The following is a 20,866-nucleotide window of genomic DNA, read 5'->3' as shown; positions in this document are numbered from 1 at the left end:
AATGCCGGCGCATGCCGCCGGCGCACTGATCGCACTGGACTGGACATGATCGATTTCGTCGAGTACGTGGTTTCCCAGCTCAAGAGCAAGAAGCTCGCACGCGCCGACGCGCTGGCGCTGATCCGCCAGTACGCGCGCCCGCGCGGCGCCGGCGCGGCCAAGCTGCATCCGCTGCTGCACCGCAACGTCTCCGACCTGGAGCGGCTGGCCTTCGCCAGCGACTTCGACGGCAGCGAGTTCTTCCTGCGCGACCACCGGGTGCGCGGACAGCGGGTGCTGCCGGGCGTGGCCTATCTGGAGCTGGCGCGAGCCGCGCTGGAGCGGGCTACGCCGCAAGCGCCGCGCGAATGGGAACTGCGCCATCTGGTGTGGGCGCAACCGCTGACGGTGGACGCGCCGACCACCGCGGTGCTCGCGCTGTACCCCGACGACGACGGCGCCAACGCCGCGGGCGAGGGCATCGACTTCGAGCTGTACAGCCAGGACGAGCGCGTGCACTTTCAGGGCCACGCGGCGCCGCTGGCCGATGCCGCGCCGGCGCCGCTGGACTTGGCGGCGTTGCGCGCGCGCATGACCGCCGCGCCGCTGCCGGCCGAGCGCCTGTACGCCGCCATCGCCGCGCACGGGATCGAACTGGGCGCCAGCCTGCGCGGCGTCGCCGAGGTTCTGTGCGGCGACGGCGAACTGCTGGCCCGCATCGAATTGCCCGAGGCGAGCGAACGCGAAGGCTTCGTGCTGCATCCGGCCGCGCTCGACAGCGCGGTGCAGGCGGGCATGGCGCTGATCGCGCAACGCGGCGACGGGCGCCCGGCGCTGCCGTTCGCGCTGGATGCGCTGCGCCGCTATCGCGACGCCGGCGAACGGTTGTACGCCTGGGTTCGTCACGCCGCCGGCAGCGGCGCCGATGCGCGCGTGTCCAAGCTCGATATCGACCTGTGCGACGAAGCCGGCGACGTCTGCGTGCGCCTGCTCGGGCTGTCGGCGCGCGAGCTGATCAGCGGCGTCGACAGCGAGGCCCTAGCTGAGGACGAAGAGACCTGCCTGCTTGCGCGTCCGCACTGGCGCGAGCAGGCCTTGCCCGCGGGCAACGGCGAAGCGTTCGCAGCGCGGCACGTGGTGGTCTGCGATCTGCCCGATTTCGAACAGGATCCGGGCGATGGCGCGAACTGGCAGGCGCTGCGCACCGACGGCGGCCCCGCTGAGCGCTACACCGCGCTGACCTTGGCCTGCCTGGAACGGCTGCGTTCGATCCTCAGCGACAAGCGCAGCGGCCGCGCGCTGCTGCAATGCGTGGTCGCGGGCGAAGGCGAGGGCGCACTCAACGCCGGCCTGGCCGGACTGCTGCGCACCGCTGCGCAAGAGAATCCGGCGCTGACGGTGCAACTGATCCAGGTCGGCGCGGGTCTAGACGCCGTCGCGCTCGCCGCGCGCCTGCGCGCCGAAGCCGATTCCGGCGCCGCCGACGCGCAAGTGCGCTACCTCGGCGGACGCCGCGAAACCCTGCGCTGGCAGGCGCTCGACGACGCGCCCGACGCTGCGCCGCTGGCGTTCAAGGAGCACGGCGTCTATCTCATCACCGGCGGCCTCGGCGGCCTGGGCCGCTTGTTCGCCGACGAAATCCTTGTCGCCACCACGCACGCACAAGTCGTGCTTAGTGGCCGCGGACCACTGGCGGGCGAGCGCGCAGAGCGTTTCGCCGCGCTGCGCGAGCGCCACGGCGAGCGCTTGCACTATTGCGCGCTCGATCTCGCAGATTCGACCGAGGTGAGCACGCAACTGCAGGCGCTGCGCGAACGCTTCGGCCGCCTCGACGGCATCGTCCACAGCGCCGGCGCCATCGCCGACGACTATCTGCTCAAGAAGACCGCCGAGCAGGCTGCGGCGGTGCTGGCACCCAAAGTCGCCGGCACCGTCCATCTCGACGCCGCCAGCGCCGGGTTCGATCTGGATTTCTTCGTCCTGTTCTCTTCGGCGGTGTCGGCGTTCGGCAATGCCGGGCAGGGCGACTACGCCACCGCCAACGGCTTCCTCGACGCCTTCGCCGCGCACCGCAACGCGTTGGCCGGACAAGGCCTGCGCCGCGGTCGCTGCGTGTCGCTGCTGTGGCCGCTGTGGCGCGACGGCGGCATGGCCCCGGACGCGGCCACCCAGGCGCGCCTGCAGCGCGAAGTCGGCATGCGTGCGATGAGCCGCGAGCACGGCGTGCGCGCGTTCCACCGTGCGTTGGCTCTGGATGCGGCGCAGGCGCTGGCCGTGCAAGGCGATGCGGCGAAACTGCGCGCGCGGCTGTTCGGCGAGGGCACTGCGCGAGTCGTTGCTGCGGCCGCTCCCGCCGCCGCGACGCCGGTCGCCGGCGAACTCAACGAGCGCTGCATCGAATTCCTGCGCGCCCAGTTCGCCCAGGTGCTCAAGCTGGCAGCGCATCGACTCGATCCTCAAGCGCCGCTGGAGCGCTACGGCATCGATTCGATCCTGGCGATGGACCTGACCGGCCAGCTCGAACGCAGTTTCGGCTCGCTGCCCAAGACCTTGTTCTTCGAGTACCAGAGCATCGCCGAACTGGCCGGCTATTTCGTCCGCGACCACGCCCCGCGGCTGGGCGCGCTGCTGGCGCCGGCGTCGGCCGCCGCCACGCCTGCGCCCGCACCTGTGCCCGCGTCGCAGCCGCTGCCGGCCGCCGCGCCGCTGGCCTCGCTACGCCCGGCCCGCCGCCGCGCCCGCGCCGCCGCGAGCGCCGCGGACGCGCCGCCGTCGCGCGAGCCCATCGCCATCGTCGGCCTCAGCGGCCGCTATCCCGAAGCCATCGATGTCGCTGCCTACTGGCGCAACCTGCGCGACGGCCGCGACTGCATCGTCGAAGTGCCGGCCTCGCGTTGGGACTGGCGCGACTACTACAGCCAGGACCGCAGCGCCGAGGGCCGCCACTACAGCAAGTGGGGCGGCTTCATCGAAGGCGTGGACGAGTTCGACCCGCTGTTCTTCAATATTCCTCCGGTCGACGCCGAACTCATCGACCCGCAGGAACGGCTGTTCCTGCAACACGCCTGGATGGCGGTCGAGGACGCCGGCTACACCCGCGCCGCGTTGCAGGCCGGCGACGGCGGCCCGGCCGGGCAGGTCGGCGTCTACGTCGGCGTGATGTACGGCGAGTACCAGTTGTTCGGCGCGGAAAACAGCCTGCGCGGCAAGCGCATGGGCATTCCGCTGAGCTACGCCAGCGTCGCCAATCGGGTCTCGTACGTGCTCAACCTGCACGGGCCGAGCATGACTCTGGACACGATGTGTTCCTCGTCGCTGACTGCGATCCACCTGGCCTGCCAGGATCTGCGTCTGGGTCGCACCCACGCCGCCATCGCCGGCGGCGTCAACGTCAGCATCCACCCGAACAAGTACCTGATCCTCAGCGCCGGCCAGTTCATTTCCGGCGACGGCCATTGCCAGAGCTTCGGCGAAGGCGGCGACGGCTATATCCCCGGCGAAGGCGTCGGCGCGGTGGTGCTCAAGCGCTTGTCCGACGCGCGCCGCGACGGCAACCACATCTACGGCCTGATTCGCGGCAGCGCGCTCAATCATGGCGGCAAGACCAACGGTTACTCGGTGCCGAGCCCGAAGGCGCAGGCCGCGGCGATCGCCGCGGCGCTGGCCGAAAGCGGCATGGATGCGCGCCGGATCGGCTACATCGAAGCCCACGGCACCGGCACCAAGCTCGGCGATCCGATCGAGATCGCCGCGCTGACCCAGGTGTTCCGCCAGCACACGCAAGAGCGCGGCTTCTGCGCGATCGGCTCGGCCAAGTCCAATATCGGCCATTGCGAATCGGCCGCCGGCATCGCCGGGCTTACCAAGGTTCTGCTGCAGTTGCGGCATAAGCAGATCGCGCCGTCGCTGCATTCGGCCAAGCTCAATCCGCATATCGATTTCGCCGCCACGCCGTTCGTGGTCAACCAGAGCCTGCGCGAGTGGGACGCGCCGGTGCTCGACGGCCGCGAACACCCGCGTCTGGCCGGCGTGTCCTCGTTCGGCGCCGGCGGCGCCAATGCGCATCTGATTGTCGAGGAATATCGCGACGATGCGGCCATCGAACCTGCGACGAGCGGCGCGGCGCTGATCCCGCTGTCGGCGCGCACCGCCGCGCAACTGCGGCGCAAGGCCGCCGAACTCGGCGAGTTCCTGGCCGGCGACGGCGCGGACCACGACTTGCGCGCGGTCGCGCATACGCTGCAAAGCGGCCGCGAGGCGATGCCGCATCGTCTCGCCGTGCTGGCCGAGTCGCTGCCGCAGTTGGCGCAGGCGCTGCGTGCTTACGGCGCCAGCGAAGCGGTGGAAGCCGTCTGTTTCGAAGGCCACGCCGACGGTGGCCCCGACGGGCTGGCGCGGCTGGGCCAGGACGAGGACATGGCCGCAACGATCGCGCGCTGGATCGCCCGCGGCAAGCTGGCCAAGCTGGCCGAACTGTGGGTCAAGGGCCTGGAACCGGATTGGCGCGCGCTGCACGGCGCGCAGCGGCCGGCGCTGCTGAGTCTGCCGGCGTATCCGTTCGCGCGCGAGCGCTACTGGGTCGAACGCGTCAGCGGTCATGTCGCCGGAGCGGGCACGGGTGCGGTCTTGCATCCGCTGCTGCACGCCAACGTCTCCGACCTGTACGCCCAGCGCTATCGCTCGCAGTTCGATGGCCACGAATTCTTCCTCGACCATCACCGCGTCGATGCCGGCGCGGGCGAGCGCAAGTGGCTGCCGGCCGCGGCCTGCCTGGAAATGGCCCGCGCTGCGGCCGAGCTGGCGCTGCCGGCGCAGACGCCGTCCAGCGGGCTGGAACTGCGCGATATCGCCTGGATCCGCCCGCTGGCAGTGACCGCACCGGTGACGGTGGAATTGGAGCTGCAAGCTTGCGACGAGCATTCGTTGCAATTCGAACTGCGCAGCGGCGAGGATGCCGAGGCCGCGCCGCATTGCCAGGGCTTCATCGCGCTCGGCGCGCCGGTCGCGTCGGCGCCGCTGGATCTCGCCGCGTTGCGCACTCGCATGCAGCGCGAGCCGCGCTCGGCGGAGCAGGTCTACGCCGGTTTCGCCGCGCTCGGCCTGCATTACGGCGCCGGCTTCCGCTGTATCGAGAGCTTGCTGCGCGGCGACGGCGAAGCCCTGGCCGAGCTGCGTCTGCCGGCCGCGGCCGATCCGGCTTATGGGCTGCATCCGGGATTGCTCGACAGCGCGCTGCAGGCCGCTGTCGGCACCATCGGCGACGATGCCGGCGCCACGGCCGCGCTGGTGCCGTTCGCGTTGGAATCCGCCACGCTGTACGCGCCGTGCTCGGCGCGCATGTTCGCCTGGGCCCGGCGCGTGGACGGCGCCGGCGCGGGCCTGGCGCGCTTCGATATCGATCTGTGCGACGAGCTCGGCCAGGTGTGCGTGGCGCTGCGCGGGCTGGTGTCGCGGCAGGCGCGTGCGCAGGCCGAAGCGGGCGAGGGTACGTTGTTGGCGCTGCCGCAGTGGCAGCCGCTGGACGCTACGGTGGCGGATGCCGAGCCGGCAGCGCGCCATGCGGTGATGTTGCTGGACCTGTCGCGTCTCGGTGCCGACGCGTTGCGTTCGCAGCTGCCGGGCGCCGAAATCGAAAGCCTCGACTGGCGGGAACACAACGACCCGGCCGAACGCTACGCCGCCGCTGCGCAAGCGGTGTTCGCAAGGCTGCAGGCCTTGCTCAGCGCGGCGTCGACCCGGCCGCTGCTGCTGCAATGCGTTATCGCCGACGGCGATGCGAGCCTGTTGGAAGGACTGGCCGGCCTGCTCGCCAGCGCGCGCCAGGAAAAACCGCTGCTGCGCGCTCAGTTGATCGCCAGCGACGCAAGCGACGCCGCGAACTTGGCCGCGCACCTGCGCACCGCCGCGGCGCATACGGCGCAAACGCGCCTGCGCTTCGCCGCCGGTGCGGGCGCCGCCTTGCATTGGCTGCCGCAAGCGTTGCCCGACACGGCCGCGCCGGCGTTCAAGGCCGGCGGTGTGTACCTGATCAGCGGCGGGCTAGGCGGCCTTGGCCGCGCGTTCGCGCAGGCGATCCTCGCCGCGCACGCCGACACCCGCGTGGTGCTGACCGGCCGCGCCGCTGCCGACGCCGCGCGCGAGGCCGAACTGGCGCAGTTGTGCGCGCAATGGTCGGTCGCGCCAAAGCGCCTGGAGTATCTGCAACTGGATCCGGCCGACCGCGCCAGCGCCGAGGCCGCGGTCGCCGAAACGCTGCGCCGCCACGGTGCGCTGCACGGCGTGCTGCACAGCGCGGGTACCACCCGCGACGCCTATCTGGTGCGCAAGTCGGCAGACGACTTCGCCCAGGTGCTGACGCCCAAGGTCGCCGGTTGCTGCGCGCTCGACGCCGCGACCGCCGCGCTGCCGCTGGACTTCTTCGTCCTGTTCTCCTCGCTCAGCGCCGCGCTCGGCAATCCGGGGCAGGGCGACTACGCCGCCGGCAACGGCTTCATGGACCGCTTCGCACGCGAACGCCATGCGCGCGCGGCGCGCGGCGAACGTCACGGCCTGAGCCTGTCGCTGGGCTGGCCGCTGTGGCGCGACGGCGGCATGCGCATCGAAGACGAAGCGCTGCGGCGGCTGCGCGCCGCGTCGGGACTGGCGCCGTTGCCGACCGAGGCTGGCCTGCGCGCGTTCCACCACGCGCTGGCGCTCGGCGCCGCGCACGTGCTGGTGCTGCATGGCGACACTGCGCGGCTGGCGCAGGCGCTGCAGCCGGCGGTCTCGCCTGCGCGGGCTGAGTCGGCGGCGAACGCACCGAACGAGCGCGCCGTCGCACCGCAGCTGCAGACATCGCACGCTCAAGCGCCGCAACTGCTGGAGCCGCTGCACCGCTACCTGCGCGGCGAACTGGCCGCGCTGCTCAAGCTGCCGCTGGCGGAAGTCGAGGTCAAGGCGGCGCTGGAGCGCTACGGCATCGACTCGGTGCAGAGCCTGAAGTTGATCGACCGGCTCGAGCGCCGCTTCGGCGCGCTGTCGAAGACGCTGCTGTTCGAACACCAGAGCCTGGCCAGCGTGGCCGATTACCTGCTGGCCGCGTTCCCGCAGGCGGTGGCCGAACAGCTCGCCGCGCCAGTGCAGCCGACGCCAGCAACGGCGACGACCATCGCGACGACCACCGTCGCCGCGTCGCCGCGCAGCCGGATGCGTCTGGCCGCGCCCTCCGCGCGCGCAAACGCCGTCGAACCGGTCGCCATCGTCGGCCTCGCCGGCCGCTATCCGCAGGCCGACGACCTGCACGCGTTCTGGGACAACCTGCGTCAGGGCCGCGACTGCATCGGCGAAATCCTGGCCGACCGCTGGGACCACGCCCGCTACTTCGATCCCGCGCGCAACCGCCCCGGCAAGACCTACAGCAAGTGGGGCGGCTTCCTCGACGCGATCGACCGCTTCGACCCGCTGTTCTTCAACATCTCGCCGAAGGAAGCGGAGTTGATGGACCCGCAGGAACGCCTGTTCCTGGAAACCGCGTGGCAGGCGCTCGAAGACGCCGGTTACCGCCGCGAAGCGGTGGCCGGGCGCAAGGTCGGCGTCTACGTCGGCGCGATGTGGGGCCAGTACGAGCTCTACGGCGTCGGTGGCGGCGAGCAGGGCGTGCCGAGTTCTTCGTTCGCCTCCATCGCCAACCGGGTCTCGTACTTCTTCGACTTCCACGGCCCCAGTCTCGCCCTGGACACGATGTGCTCATCGTCGCTGACCGCGATCCAGCTCGCTGCCGAGGACGTGCGCAAGAGCGCGGTGGAGATGGCCATCGCCGGCGGCGTCAACCTGTGCACGCATCCGAACAAGTACCTGAGCCTGGCCCAGGGCAACTTCGCCGCCAGCGACGGCCGCTGCCGCAGCTTCGGTGCCGGCGGCGACGGCTACGTGCCGGGCGAGGGCGTCGGCGCAGTCGTGCTCAAGCCGCTGTCGCGCGCGCTCGCTGACGGCGACCGGATCCTCGCGCTGATCCGCGGCGGCGCGCTCAACCACGGCGGCAAGACCAACGGCTACACCGTGCCCAATCCGCTCGCGCAAGGCGAGCTGATCGGCGAAGCGCTGGCGGCGGCGGGCGTGCCGGCGCACAGCATCGGCTATGTCGAGGCCCACGGCACCGGCACCTCGCTCGGCGATCCGATCGAGATCGCCGGTCTGAGCAAGGGCTTCGGCCTCGCCGCGGGCGCCGATGCGCAGCGCACGCCGTGCGCGATCGGCTCGGTCAAATCCAATATCGGCCACCTCGAATCGGCCGCCGGCATCGCCGCGTTGAGCAAGGTGTTGCTGCAGCTCCAGCACGCACAGCTGGCGCCGTCGCTGCACGCGCAGCCGGCCAACCCGCATATCGACTTCGCCGCCAGCGCGTTCAGGGTCCAGACCGAACTGGGCGAATGGCCGCGGCCGACCGCGCATCCGCGCCGCGCCGGCATCAGCTCGTTCGGCGCCGGCGGCGCCAACGCGCATCTGATCGTCGAGGAATACGACGATGCGCGCCCGGTCAACGATGCGACCGGTCCGCAGTTGTTCCTGCTGTCGGCGCGCGACCGCACCGCGCTGCGCGAGTACGGCGCGCGCATGCTCGAACACCTGCGCCGAGAGCCGGCGCAGACGCTAGCCGACATCGCCTATACCAGCCAGCTCGGCCGCACGCCGCTGGCCGAACGGCTCGCGCTGATCGTCGACGACCGGACCATGCTGGCGGAGCGTCTGGCGCAGTGGCTGGGCCAGGACGGCGACACAGACGGGGTGTTCCAGGGCAATCCGCGCCAGGCGCAGGCCGCCGCGGCGCTGATCGAGGGCGAGGCCGGCGCGGCCTACCTGGAAATGACCTTGCAGCGGCGCGACCTGGACAAGCTGGCGCGGCTGTGGATCGCCGGCGTCGAGATCGACTGGGCGCGGTTGCACGCGCCCGGCGCGGGGCGGCGGGTATCGTTGCCGACCTATCCGTTCCAGCGCGAGCGCTACTGGGTGCGCACTGCGTCGCTGCCAGCGGCGGCGATCGACGCGTCGGGTCACGCGCTGGCGCAGTCGCCGATGCAAACGCCGGCCGAACCCGCGCATGCGCTGTCGCTGCGCCTGCAATGGCGCGACAGCGAGCTGCCGGTATCGGCCGAAACGCCGCGCGGCCCGCTGTTGTTGCTGGATTCCGACCCGGCGCTAGGCGCAGCGTTGGTTCGCCGGCTCGGCTCGAATCAAGTCGTGCGGGTCGCCGCAGGCGCGGCGTTCGCCCAGCCCGACGCCGATCTGTTCGCCGCCGACCTCGCCGACGAAGCGCAAGCGCGGCAACTGCTGCAGATCCTTAGCGAACAAGGCCGCCGCCCGCAGGCAGTGGTGCGCGCGGACGCCATCGATACCGCGCAACCGGCCCAAGCGCTGCTGGCGCTGCACGGACTGCTCAAGACGCTGCTCGGCGACGGCGACAGCCGGGCGCTGCGCGTGCTGGCCTTGCAGCGGCAAGACGAACACACCGCTACCGCGCTCAACGCCGGTTTCGCCGGCTACCTGCGCACCCTGGCGCTGGAGAACCCGAAGATCCAGGGCAAGACCCTCGCCCTGGCGCCCGGCGCCGAAACCGATGCGGTCGCCGCCTGCGTGCTCGCCGAACTGGCGCAGCCGGCCGGCGGCGAGCGCGAAGTGCGCTACCTGACGCGCGATGAACGCTCCGTGCGGCAAGTGCGCGATGCCGCGGTGTTCGCGCCGCCGGCCGGTGACGGTGCGATCAAGCAGCAAGGCGTCTATCTGATCACCGGCGGACTTGGCGGCCTGGGTTATCGCTTCGCCGAGCACCTGGCGCTGCGCTATCACGCGCGTCTGGTGCTGAGCGGGCGTTCGCCGGCCGACCCGGCGCAAGGCGCGCGCCTGCAGCGTTTGCGCGAACTCGGCGGCGACGCCGTGTACGTGCAAGCCGATGTCGCCGACGCCGTCCAGGCGCAGGCGCTGGCCGAAGCGGCGCGTGCGCGTCACGGCCGCATCGACGGCCTGATCCACGCGGCCGGCAGCCATCGCGATGGCTATGCGCTGCACAAGCGCGGCGTCGAGATCGAGGCGGTGCTCGCGGCCAAGGTCGCCGGCGCGCTCAACCTGGACGCGGCTTTGGCGGGCGACGCGCTCGATCTGTTCGTGCTGTTCTCGTCGGTGGCCGGCGCGCTCGGCAATCCCGGCCAGTGCGACTACGCCTATGCGAACGCCTTCCTCGATGCCTTCGCCGAAGCCCGCGCCGAGCGCGTGCGCGCCGGCGAACGCAGCGGCCGCAGCTTGTCGCTGGCGTGGCCGTACTGGGCCGAGGGCGGCATGCGCCTGGACGCGGATCAGATCGAGCGCGCGCGTCGGGCGTCGGGGCTGGAGCCCTTGCCCGACGCGCAAGGACTGGCCTTGGCCGAGGCGTTGTTCGGCGCGGAAGGCGCGGTGTTGCCGCTGTACGGCGCGCCGGGCAGGGTCGCCGCGTTCGTGCGCGCGCAGTTCGGCGCGGCGGGCGAGGGCGCGCTCGCGCAGACCGACGACGAAGCCGTCGACGACGCGCACGAATCGGGCGACGCGCTCGCCGTCGCCGCGCTGGACTACCTCAAGGCGCTGCTTGGCGAACAGATCCGCTTGCCGCCCGAGCGCATCGACGCGGAAGAGCGCTTCGAAGCCTACGGCGTCGATTCGGTCATGATCGGCCATCTCAACGCCGCGCTGGAACGCGACCTCGGCGCGCTGCCGAAGACGCTGTTCTACGAGCACGCCAGCATAGCCGCGGTGGCCGCGTACCTGCTGCGCGAAGCGGCGCCAGCATTGCGCCGGCATCTACGTCCGCAGGCACCGCTTGAGTCGCCCGCACCGCTGCGCCATGTCGCCGCGACGCCGGCCGTCGTCGCATCCGCATCCGCAGCACCGCTCGCCGCCGACGAACCCATCGCGATCATCGGCCTGCACGGCCGCTTCCCGCAGTCGCCGGACCTCGACGCGTACTGGCGCCATCTCGCCGCAGGCGACGATCTGGTCGGCCCGGTGCCGGCGCAGCGCTGGGACATGGCCGCGCTGTACGACGCCGATCCCGAACAGGCCGCGGCCGGCAAGATCTATTGCGATCAGGGCGGTTTCCTCGACGACCACGACAAATTCGACGCCGCGTTCTTCGGCATCCCCGCCGAGGACGCGCGCCTGATCGACCCGCAGGAGCGGCTGTTCCTGCAATCGGCGTGGGCGGCGGTGGAAGACGCCGGCTACACCCGTGAGCGGCTCAAGCGCCGCCACGGCAAGGCCGGCGGCAGCGACGTCGGCGTGTTCGCCGGGGTCACCACCAATTCCTATCATTTGCTCACGCCGGAAGAATGGAGCCGCGGCAACATGGTCGCGCCCGGCGCGATGCCGTGGTCGATCGCCAACCGCGTGTCCTACATGTTCGACTTCGTCGGCCCCAGCCTGCCGGTCGACACCGCCTGCTCTTCGTCGCTGGCGGCGATCCACCTGGCCTGCGAAAGCCTGCGCCGCGGCGAGTGCCAGCTCGCCGTCGCCGGCGGCGTCAACTTGTACCTGCATCCGGCCAAGTACCAGTCGTTGTGCCGCAAGCGCATGCTCGCCCGCCACGGCCGCTGCCGCAGCTTCGGCGCCGGCGACGACGGCTTCGTGCCGGGCGAGGGCGTGGGCGCGGTGCTGCTCAAGCCGCTGTCGCGCGCGATCGCCGACGGCGACCACATCCACGCCGTGGTCGCCGCCAGCGCCTGCGAGCACAGCGGCCGCAGCAACGGTTATTCGGCGCCGAATCCGGCGGCGCAGGCGCGGCTGATCGCGCAGGCGCTGCAGCGTGCCGGCGCCGCGCCGGCCAGCATCGGCTATGTCGAAGGCCACGGCACCGGCACCCAGCTCGGCGACAACCTGGAAGTGCTTTCGCTGAGCCAGGCTTTCGGCAGCGAGACGGCGCGGCAGTCGTGCGCGCTCGGTTCGGTCAAGGGCAATGCCGGCCATGCCGAATCGGCCGCCGGCATCGGCGGCGTGGCCAAGGTGGTTCTGCAGCTGCGCCATCGCCAGTTGGCGCCGAGCCTGCATGCGGACCAGCCCAATCCCGACATCGACTTCGCCGCCACGCCGTTCCGCCTGCAGCGCGAACTGGCGCCGTGGCCGGCGGCCGACGGCGCGCCGCGCCGCGCGCTGGTCAATTCGTTCGGCGCGGGCGGGGTCAATGCTTGCGTGGTGCTGGAGGAATACGTCGCGCCGGCTACGGTGGCAGCGACCGCCGCGCCGCAGCTGATCGTGCTGTCGGCGCGCGACGGCGAGCGCCTGGGCGAGAACGCGCAAGCCTTGGCCGCGCATCTGCGCGAACGCGAGCACATCGATTTAGCCCCGATCGCCTACACCCTGCAAAGCGGCCGCGAACCGATGGAACAACGCGCGGCGATGATCGTCGCCGACCGCGCCCAGGCGCTGGAACTGCTGGATGCGCTCGCTGCCGGCGCCGAGGCATCGGGCCTGCTGCGGGCGCGGGTCGAACCGCACCAGCGCCAGCGTTCGCTCAAGCCCGAACAGCGCGAGCAACACCGCGCCCTGTTTGCTAGCGGCGACTTGACTGCACTGGCGCAGCGCTGGCTCGGCGGCGAAGAACCCGACTGGGACGCGCTGCACGGCGAACGTCGCCCGCAGCGTGTGCCGCTGCCGTCTTACCGCTTCGCGCGCGAACGCCATTGGGTCTCGGATGCGGCGGTCGGCCAGCGGCCCATCGCGGCGCTGGCCGTCGCGGCGGAAAGCGCAGCGACGCAAACCGCGCTGCACCCGCTGCTGACCCGCAACGTCTCGACCTTGCGCGAAACCGGATTCCTCTCGCACCTGTCCGGCGAGGCGTTCTACGGCCGCGACCACCGCGTCAACGGCGAGCCGTTCTTTCCCGGTGCCGGCTTCGTCGAACTGGCCTGCATCGCCGGCACCCTGGCCGGCGAGCGTTCGGTGGCGCGGATCGAGGACATCGTCTGGGCGCAGCCGCTGAAGCTGCGTGCGGTGCCGCAGCCGGTCAAGACGGTGCTGCGCGCCAGCGGCCACGGCACGGATTGCGCGGTGGTCTCGTTCGACCCGCACGGCGAGCGCGTGCTGCATTGCGAAGCGCGCCTGTTCCACGAAACCGGCCCGGCGCACGCGCGGCCGCGGCCGGCGCCGCTGCCGGTCGACGAACTCGTCGCCGCCGCCCGCACAGTCGACGGCGCGCAGTGCTACGAGCGCCTGCGCCGCTACGGCTTCGACTACGGCCCGAGCTTCCGCGGCGTGCGTACGCTGCATCAAGGCGCCGGCTACGCCCTGGCCCGGATCGGCCTGGATCCGTCGTTGCGCGCGCAATTCGATCAGTACCTGCTGCATCCGTGCCTGATCGACGCGGCGCTGCAGACCGTGCTCGGCGTGGCGGGCGAGGGCGGCGACGACGTGCCTTACCTGCCGTTCGCGCTGGATTCGATCCAGCGCTGGCGCCCGCTGCTGCCGGAGTGCTACGCCTACGCCGAGCCCAGCCGCGGCGCGCCGGCCGGCGGCGACGTGCGTCGCTTCGACCTGCGCCTGCTCAGCCTCGGCGGCGAGGTGCTGGTGGAGTTGAACGGCTTCTACGTGCGTGCCTTGCGCACGGCAGCGACGGCCGCCGGCGCGGCGGCGGCGGCGACCGAAGCGGTGGACGCATGAGCGCAGCCGTCGCCCAGACGCATGCGCAGGCCGACGCCGTGGTCGCGCCGGAGGTGACCCTGATCGAAGTCGCCGCCGGCGCGATGAAGAACAACAACTACCTGGTCGTGGACCCGGTCACCCGCCAGGCGCTGTTGGTCGATCCGGCCTGGCAGCGCGACAAGCTCGAAGCCGCCTTGCAGCGCGCCGGCGCGACCTTGAGCGCGATCGCCATCACCCACGCCCATTTCGATCACGTGCATCTGGCCGGCGAACTGTCGGCCGCGCACGACTGCCCGGTGTGGATGTCGCAGCGCGAGATCGAGACCAGCGGCTTCGACCTGCCGCGCCTGCTCGCCATCGACGAGACCCCGCGCACGCTCGGCGCGCTGCGGATCGAGCCGATCCTGGCGCCGGGTCACACCCCGGGCTGCCTGTGCTACCGCATCGGCGGGCACCTGTTCGCCGGCGACGTGCTGTTCATCGAAGGCTGCGGCCTGTGCCGCGACGAAGCCGCCGCCCACGCCATGTTCGACAGCCTGGAACGGCTCAAGCGCGAACTGGCGCCGGACACGCGCATCCATCCGGGCCATACCTATCTGCGTGGGCCCGGCGTGCCGTTCGCCGAGCTGCTGCGCTGGAACATGTACCTGCAATTTCCCGACCAGAGCAGCTTCGCCGCCTATCGCCTGCGGCGCGGCCAAGACCCGCGCAAGTTGGTCGCCTTCCGCTGAGCGCCGCCGCGCCTCAGCCGCATCATCCCGCGCCGACGTCAGCGCGCCCCATCAATCGCCAGAGGTAAAGAACGTGAGCCCTGTTGGAATCGAAGCGATGAACGTATTCGCCGGCACCGCCTGCCTGGACGTGACCGAGCTGGCGCGCCACCGCGGCCTGGACATGAGCCGGTTCGAGAACCTGCTGATGAAGCAAAAGAGCGTGGCGCTGCCCTACGAAGACCCGATCACCTTCGCGGTCAACGCGGCCAAGCCGCTGGTGGACGCGCTCAGCGAGCAGGAGAAAGACCGCATCGAGATGGTCATCACCTGCACCGAGTCGGCGTTCGATTTCGGCAAGTCGATGAGCACCTACTGCCACGACCTGCTCGGGCTCAACCGCAACTGCCGCCTGTTCGAGCTCAAGAACGCCTGTTATTCGGGCGTGGCCGGGCTGCAGATGGCGGTCAACTTCGTGCTCTCGCAGGTCTCGCCCGGGGCCAAGGTGCTGGTGATCGCCACCGACGTGTCGCGCTTCATGGTCGAGGAGGGCGGCGAGGCGCTGTCGGCGGACTGGTCGTTCGCCGAGCCCAGCGGCGGCTCCGGCGCAGTGGCGATGCTGATCAGCGACCGCCCGCACGTGTTCCAGATCGACGTCGGCGCCAACGGCTATTACGGCTACGAGGTGATGGACACCTGCCGGCCCTCGGCCGACACCGACGCCGGCGACACCGACCTGTCGCTGCTGTCCTACCTCAACTGCTGCGAAAACGCGTACCTGGAATACGAAAAGCGCGTCGCCGGCGCGAGCTTCGCCGACACCTTCGGCTATATCGCGTATCACACCCCGTTCGGCGGCATGGTCAAGGGCGCGCACCGCAACATGATGCGCAAGCTGGCCAAGGCCAAGCCGAACGAGATCGAAGTCGACTTCCAGCGCCGGGTCAATCCGGGCCTGGTCCACTGCCAGCGCGTGGGCAACATCATGGGCGCCACCGCCGCGCTGTCGCTGGCCAGCACCATCGACAACGGCGACTTCGACGCGCCGCAGCGTATCGGCGTGTTTTCCTACGGCTCGGGCTGCTGCTCGGAATTCTTCAGCGGCACCGTGCGCAAGGAAGGCCAGGAGCGGCTGCGCGCGATGAAGATCGGCGAGCGCCTGGATCGTCGTCACCAGCTCAGCATGGAGCAGTACGACGCGCTGCTGGAAAAGAGCCGCAGCATGAAGTTCGGCACCCGCAACCTCGACGCCGACACCGCGTTCGTGCCGCAGGCCCGCGCCGCGCTCGGCCACAAGACCTTGTTCCTCAAGCAGATCAAGGAATTCCATCGGGAGTACGAATGGGTCTGATGAGCCGCCATTACGAGTCGATCAAGGTCCGCGCCGAGGACGGCATCGTCTTCGTGCAGATGCATCGTCCGCAGGCCAACAACGCCATCGACGACCGCCTGATCGCCGAACTCGGCGACGCCCTGAGCGCTTGCGAAGCACAGGCCACGGTGGTGGTGCTCGAAGGCCTGCCGGAGGTGTTCTGCTCCGGCGCCGACTTCGACGAGATCCGCGGGCGCTTCGAGCGCGGCACCATCCAGGGCCAGGACCCGGAGCCGCTGTACGAGCTGTGGCGGCGCCTGGCCTGCGGCCCCTTCGTCAGCGTCGCCCACGTGCGCGGCCGCGCCAACGCCGGCGGCATCGGCTTCGTCGCCGCCTGCGATCTGGTGCTGGCCGAGGACGCCGCCAGTTTCAGCCTGTCCGAGCTGTTGTTCGGCCTGATGCCGGCCTGCGTGCTGCCGTTCCTGATCCGCCGCACCGGCATCGCCCGCGCCAACTACCTGACCCTGACCACCCAGCCCGTATCGGCGCGGCAGGCGCTGGACTGGGGCCTGGTCGACGCCTGCGAGGCCGACAGCGCCAATCTGCTGCGCAAGCACCTGCTGCGCCTGCGCCGGCTCGGCAAGGACGGCGTGGCCCGCTACAAGCGTTATGCGGCCGAGCTCGACGACAGCCTCGCCGCAGCCAAGCCCAAGGCGCTGGCGGCCAACCGCGAGGTGTTCGGCGATGCCGACAACGTCGCCAAGATCGTCCGCTTTGTTCGCAGCGGCAAGTTCCCGTGGGAGGCCGACTGATGTCCGCGACTGTCGCCAACTCCGAAAGCATCGACGACGGCGCGCCGGTAACGCTCAGCGAAGCCGGCGAGGGCGTGCTGCTGGTGCGCATGCAGGACCGCGCCAGCAAGAACACCTTCAGCGACGCGCTGATCGCCGGCCTCACCGACGTCTTCGCCCGCATCGGCCAACGCCAGGATTGCAAGGCGGTGGTGCTGACCGGCTACGACACCTATTTTTCCAGCGGCGGCACCCAGGAAGGCTTGCGCGACCTGTACGAGGGCCGGTTCAAGTTCACCGACAAAGACCTCTACAGCCTGGCCTTGAACTGCCCGGTGCCGGTGGTCGCGGCGATGCAGGGCCACGGCATCGGCGGCGGCTTCGTGCTCGGCCTGTTCGCCGATCTGGTCGTGCTGGCGCGCGAGAGCGTGTACACCGCCAACTTCATGAAGTACGGCTTCACCCCGGGCATGGGCTCGACCCTGATCCTGCCGCACAAGCTCGGCCCGGCGCTGGCCGCGGAGATGATGCTCGGCGCGCAGACCTACCGCGGCGAAGAATTGCAGCGCCGCGGCGTCGCGTTCCCGGTGCTGCCGCGCGAACAGGTGCTGGCGCATGCGCTGGAACTGGCGCGCAACCTGGCCGAAAAACCGCGGGTGTCGCTGGTCGCGCTCAAGGACCATCTGGTCGCGGATCTGCGCCAGCGCCTGCCGCGCTATATCGAGCAGGAAGTCGCCCTGCACGAGTTGACCTTCCACCAGCCCGAAGTGCGCGCGCGCATCGACGCCGCGTTCGGGCGCTGAGTTACGCACGACCGCTGCATCGCTCTTTCGTTCTTTCAATCGCCCCGCGCCGCGGGCCCCAGTCGTCACCCACCCACGCCACACACCCAGGGAGAGACCCATGAGCCAGACCGCCGTCGAACTGCAGCACGTCTTCGACACCATCGTCCTGCACACCCGCGAAGTGCTGCCGCAGCTGGAGCGCCACGAGTTCCAGCGCACCGATTCGCTGCGCGCGCTCGGCGCCAACTCGATCGACCGCGCCGACATCCTGATCATGACCCTGGAATCGCTGGGCCTGAACTTGCCGATGATGGACATGGCCAAGGCCGAGAACATCGGCGAACTGGCCACGATCATCCATGGCAAAGCCTGAGCGCGCCGATCCGATGCGCTCGGACCTGCTCATCAGCGGCATCGGCGTGACCTCGGCGATCGGGCAGGGCAAGGCCGATTTTCTCGACGCCTTGCTTGCGGGCCGCCATCGTTTCGGGGTCATGCGCCGACCCGGGCGCCAGCGTCAGGCCGACGAACGCGGCGAGGGCACCGCGTATCTCGGCGCCGAGATCGGCACGCTCGGGTTGCCGGTGGAGATTCCGCCGAGCCTGCTGCGCACCGCGTCGTTCTCGTCTCAAGTCGCGCTGGCCAGCGTCTACGAGGCCTGGCACGACGCCGCGCTCGACCGGCTCGACCCGGATCGGGTCGGGCTGGTGGTCGGCGGCTCCAACTTCCAGCAACGCGAACTCGTGCAGTTGCACGAGGCCTATCGCGAGCGCCCGCAGTTCCTGCGCCCGACCTATGCGATGTCGTTCATGGACAGCGACCTGTGCGGGCTGTGCACCGAAGTGTTCGGCATCCGCGGTTTCGCCCACACCGTCGGCGGCGCCTCGGCCAGCGGCCAGGTCGCGGTGGTGCAGGCGATCGCTGCGGTCCAGGCCGGCATCGTCGACGCCTGCGTCGCGGTCGGCACGCTGATGGATCTGTCGCACTGGGAATGCCAGGGCCTGCGCTCGCTCGGCGCGATGGGGTCGGACCGCTACGCCAAACGCCCGGAGTACGCCTGCCGCCCGTTCGACCGCGAGCGCGACGGTTTCATCTACGGCGAAGCCTGCGCGGTGCTGGTGATCGAGCGCGAAGCCAGCGCCGGCCACGCCGGGGTGCGGCCGTATGCGCGCATCGCCGGATGGGCGATGGGCATGGACGGCAACCGCAATCCCAATCCCTCGCTCGACGGCGAGATGGCGGCGATAGCCAAGGCGCTGCAGCGCGCCGGCCTGGACGCGGCGCAGATCGACTACGTCAACCCGCACGGCACCGGCTCGGGCATCGGCGATGTCACCGAACTCGAAGCGTTGCGCCGCAGCGGCCTGGGCCATGCCTGGCTCAACACCACCAAGTCGGTGACCGGCCACGGCCTCAGCGCCGCCGGCGCAGTCGAACTGGCCGCGGTGGCGTTGCAGATGCGCGCCGAGCAACTGCACCCCAGCCGCAATCTCGACGACTGCATGGAACCCTCGCTGTCGTGGGTGCGCGAACGCGCGCTCGACCACCGCATCGAGCACGCATTGAACCTGAGCATGGGCTTCGGCGGCGTCAACACCGCCGTATGCCTGAGCCGCCACTAGCCGCCGGCGGCCGCACGCCGCCGTTACGAACGACGATGGAGAACCAGCGATGAAGACTTTCGTGTTTCCGGGCCAGGGCTCGCAGGCCAAGGGCATGGGCGGCGAGCTGTTCGAGCGCTATCCCGAGCGGGTGCGCCAGGCCGACGCCGTGCTCGGCTATTCGATCCGCCAGCTGTGCCTGGACGATCCCGACGACCAACTCGGCCGCACCCAGTTCACCCAGCCGGCGCTGTACGTGGTCAATGCGCTGAGCTATTTCGCCCGCATCGACGACGGCGCTGCGCCGCCGGACTTCCTCGCCGGCCACAGCCTGGGCGAGTTCGACGCGCTGATGGCCGCCGGCTGCTACGACTTCGAAACCGGGCTGAAGCTGGTCAAGAAGCGCGGCGCGCTGATGGGCCAGGTGTCCGGCGGGGCGATGGCGGCGGTGCTCAACGCCAGCAAGGAACAGATCGAGGCGCTGCTGGCCGAGCACGGGCTCGACGATGTCGGTCTGGCCAACTACAACACGCCGTCGCAGATCGTGATCTCCGGCCCGGCCGAGCAACTGGCCAAGGCCGAGCCGCTGTTCCGCCAGGGCAAGATGCGCTTCTATCCGCTCAACACCAGCGGCGCGTTCCATTCCAGGTTCATGCTGCCGGCGCGGGAGAAGTTCGCCAAATACCTCAAGACCTTCAAGCTGGCGGCGCCGAAGATCCCGGTGATCTCCAACGTGACCGCGCGCGAGTACGAGGCCGGCGAGCTGGCGCAGACCTTGTCGGCGCAGATCGCCAGCACGGTGCGCTGGTCGGAGAGCGTGCAGTACCTCCTCGGGCTCGCGGCCGAACGCGGCGAGGAGATGACGTTCGAGGAGATCGGCCACGGCGACGTGCTGACCCGGCTGGTGCAGACGATCAAGCTGCAAACCCGCAAGCCCGAGCCGGAGGCTGCGCAGGCGAGCGCGGCACCCGCCGCCGAGCCCGCTGCCGCAGCGGCCGCCGAGGCGGTCCGCGGCGACGCCGCCGGCAAGGTCGCGGCCTGGAACCGCGCCCACCCGGTCGGCACCCGGGTGCGCTCGCTGCTGATCGACCGCACCGACCTTGAGACCCGCAGCGAGGCGCTGGTGCTGTTCGGCCATCGCGCAGCGGTCTATATGAAGGGTTATAACGGCTACTTCGATCTGGACGAGGTGGTGCCGGCTTGAGCGTAGCCAACAGCAGAGCAGGGCACCGGCTTGGCGGCAGCGGCGCCGGCGCGGACGCGGCGCACCTGCGCCGGGGCGCGCGTTGATGCGTTTGTTCGCGGTCTCCGACCTGCACGTCGACTACCCGGACAACGCGCAGTGGGTGCAGTCGCTGTCGCGCTGGGATTACCGCGACGACGCGTTGATCCTTGCCGGTGATATCAGCCACCGCCCGCAGTTGCTGGGCGCGTGTCTGGGCGAACTGGCCGCGCGTTTCGGCCGGGTGCTGTTCGTGCCGGGTAACCACGACCTATGGGTGCTCGGCGAAGATCCCGGCAAGACCTCGCTGGACAAGCTCGACGAAGTGCGCCGGCTGGCCCACGACCACGGCGCCACCACCCGCGCCTGGCGCCACGGCGCGACCCTGGTGGCGCCGCTGCTGGGCTGGTACGACCACGGCTTCGCCGAGCCCGGCGAAGAACTCAAGCAAATGTGGATGGACTACCGCGCCTGCCGTTGGCCGTCGGGTTACGACGCCGCTCGGATCGCCGCGCACCTGGCTGCGCTGGATCCGTTGCCGCCGCGCGAGGGCATCACACGTACCATCACCGTCTCGCACTTCCTGCCGCGCCTGGACCTGATCCCAAACTACGTGCCCGCGCGCCACCGCATCCTCGACCCGGTGCTCGGCAGCGCCGGGATCGAACGCCGGCTGCGCGCGCTCGGCGCCGACCTGCACGTGTACGGCCACAGCCACATCAACCGCGACGTCGTGCTCGACGGCGTGCGCTACGTCAACAACGCCTTCGGCTATCCGCAGGAAACGGGCATCGCCGCGCGGCGCCTGCTGTGCGTCGAGGAGATCTGAGC

General features: G+C 70.6%; 9 protein-coding genes. All 9 read left to right on the top strand.

From position 1 onward, the window contains the following. Positions 1 to 45: 45 nt before the first annotated feature. A complete protein-coding gene (locus BLU84_RS14405; protein ID WP_074868385.1) occupies positions 46 to 13,632 on the top strand; it encodes an SDR family NAD(P)-dependent oxidoreductase in 13,587 nt (4,528 codons plus the stop codon). Continuing rightward, entirely contained in the window at positions 13,629 to 14,345 is a 717-nt protein-coding gene (locus BLU84_RS14400) for an MBL fold metallo-hydrolase (RefSeq protein WP_074868382.1), read from the top strand. Before BLU84_RS14405 ends, BLU84_RS14400 begins: the two co-directional genes overlap by 4 nt. A gap of 73 nt (positions 14,346 to 14,418) precedes the next feature. Then, the gene (locus BLU84_RS14395; protein ID WP_074868379.1) at positions 14,419 to 15,675 is read left to right on the top strand and encodes a hydroxymethylglutaryl-CoA synthase family protein; all 1,257 of its coding nucleotides are present in this window, start codon (positions 14,419 to 14,421) and stop codon (positions 15,673 to 15,675) included. Further along, positions 15,675 to 16,448, top strand: coding sequence for an enoyl-CoA hydratase/isomerase (locus BLU84_RS14390; RefSeq protein WP_211664545.1), 774 nt, complete (start codon positions 15,675 to 15,677; stop codon positions 16,446 to 16,448). Before BLU84_RS14395 ends, BLU84_RS14390 begins: the two co-directional genes overlap by 1 nt. After that, a complete protein-coding gene (locus BLU84_RS14385; protein ID WP_074868375.1) occupies positions 16,448 to 17,230 on the top strand; it encodes a polyketide synthase in 783 nt (260 codons plus the stop codon). Before BLU84_RS14390 ends, BLU84_RS14385 begins: the two co-directional genes overlap by 1 nt. Before the next feature lie 100 nt (positions 17,231 to 17,330). Continuing rightward, positions 17,331 to 17,585 (top strand): acyl carrier protein, encoded by a 255-nt coding sequence (locus BLU84_RS14380; protein ID WP_074868371.1) that lies wholly within the window; start codon positions 17,331 to 17,333, stop codon positions 17,583 to 17,585. Continuing rightward, positions 17,572 to 18,834 (top strand): beta-ketoacyl synthase N-terminal-like domain-containing protein, encoded by a 1,263-nt coding sequence (locus BLU84_RS14375; protein ID WP_233431144.1) that lies wholly within the window; start codon positions 17,572 to 17,574, stop codon positions 18,832 to 18,834. Before BLU84_RS14380 ends, BLU84_RS14375 begins: the two co-directional genes overlap by 14 nt. Positions 18,835 to 18,883: 49 nt before the next feature. Further along, positions 18,884 to 20,017: an ACP S-malonyltransferase gene (gene fabD, locus BLU84_RS14370; RefSeq protein ID WP_074868365.1), complete on the top strand. Its 1,134-nt coding sequence runs from the start codon at positions 18,884 to 18,886 to the stop codon at positions 20,015 to 20,017. A gap of 85 nt (positions 20,018 to 20,102) precedes the next feature. Beyond that, the gene (locus tag BLU84_RS14365; protein ID WP_074868362.1) at positions 20,103 to 20,864 is read left to right on the top strand and encodes a metallophosphoesterase; all 762 of its coding nucleotides are present in this window, start codon (positions 20,103 to 20,105) and stop codon (positions 20,862 to 20,864) included. Positions 20,865 to 20,866: the final 2 nt, after the last annotated feature.

It is taken from the genome of Lysobacter enzymogenes, assembly GCF_900106525.1.
GTDB lineage: Bacteria > Pseudomonadota > Gammaproteobacteria > Xanthomonadales > Xanthomonadaceae > Lysobacter > Lysobacter enzymogenes.
Note: the sequence above shows the minus strand (reverse complement) of the source record. Positions and strands in the feature narration are given on the sequence as shown.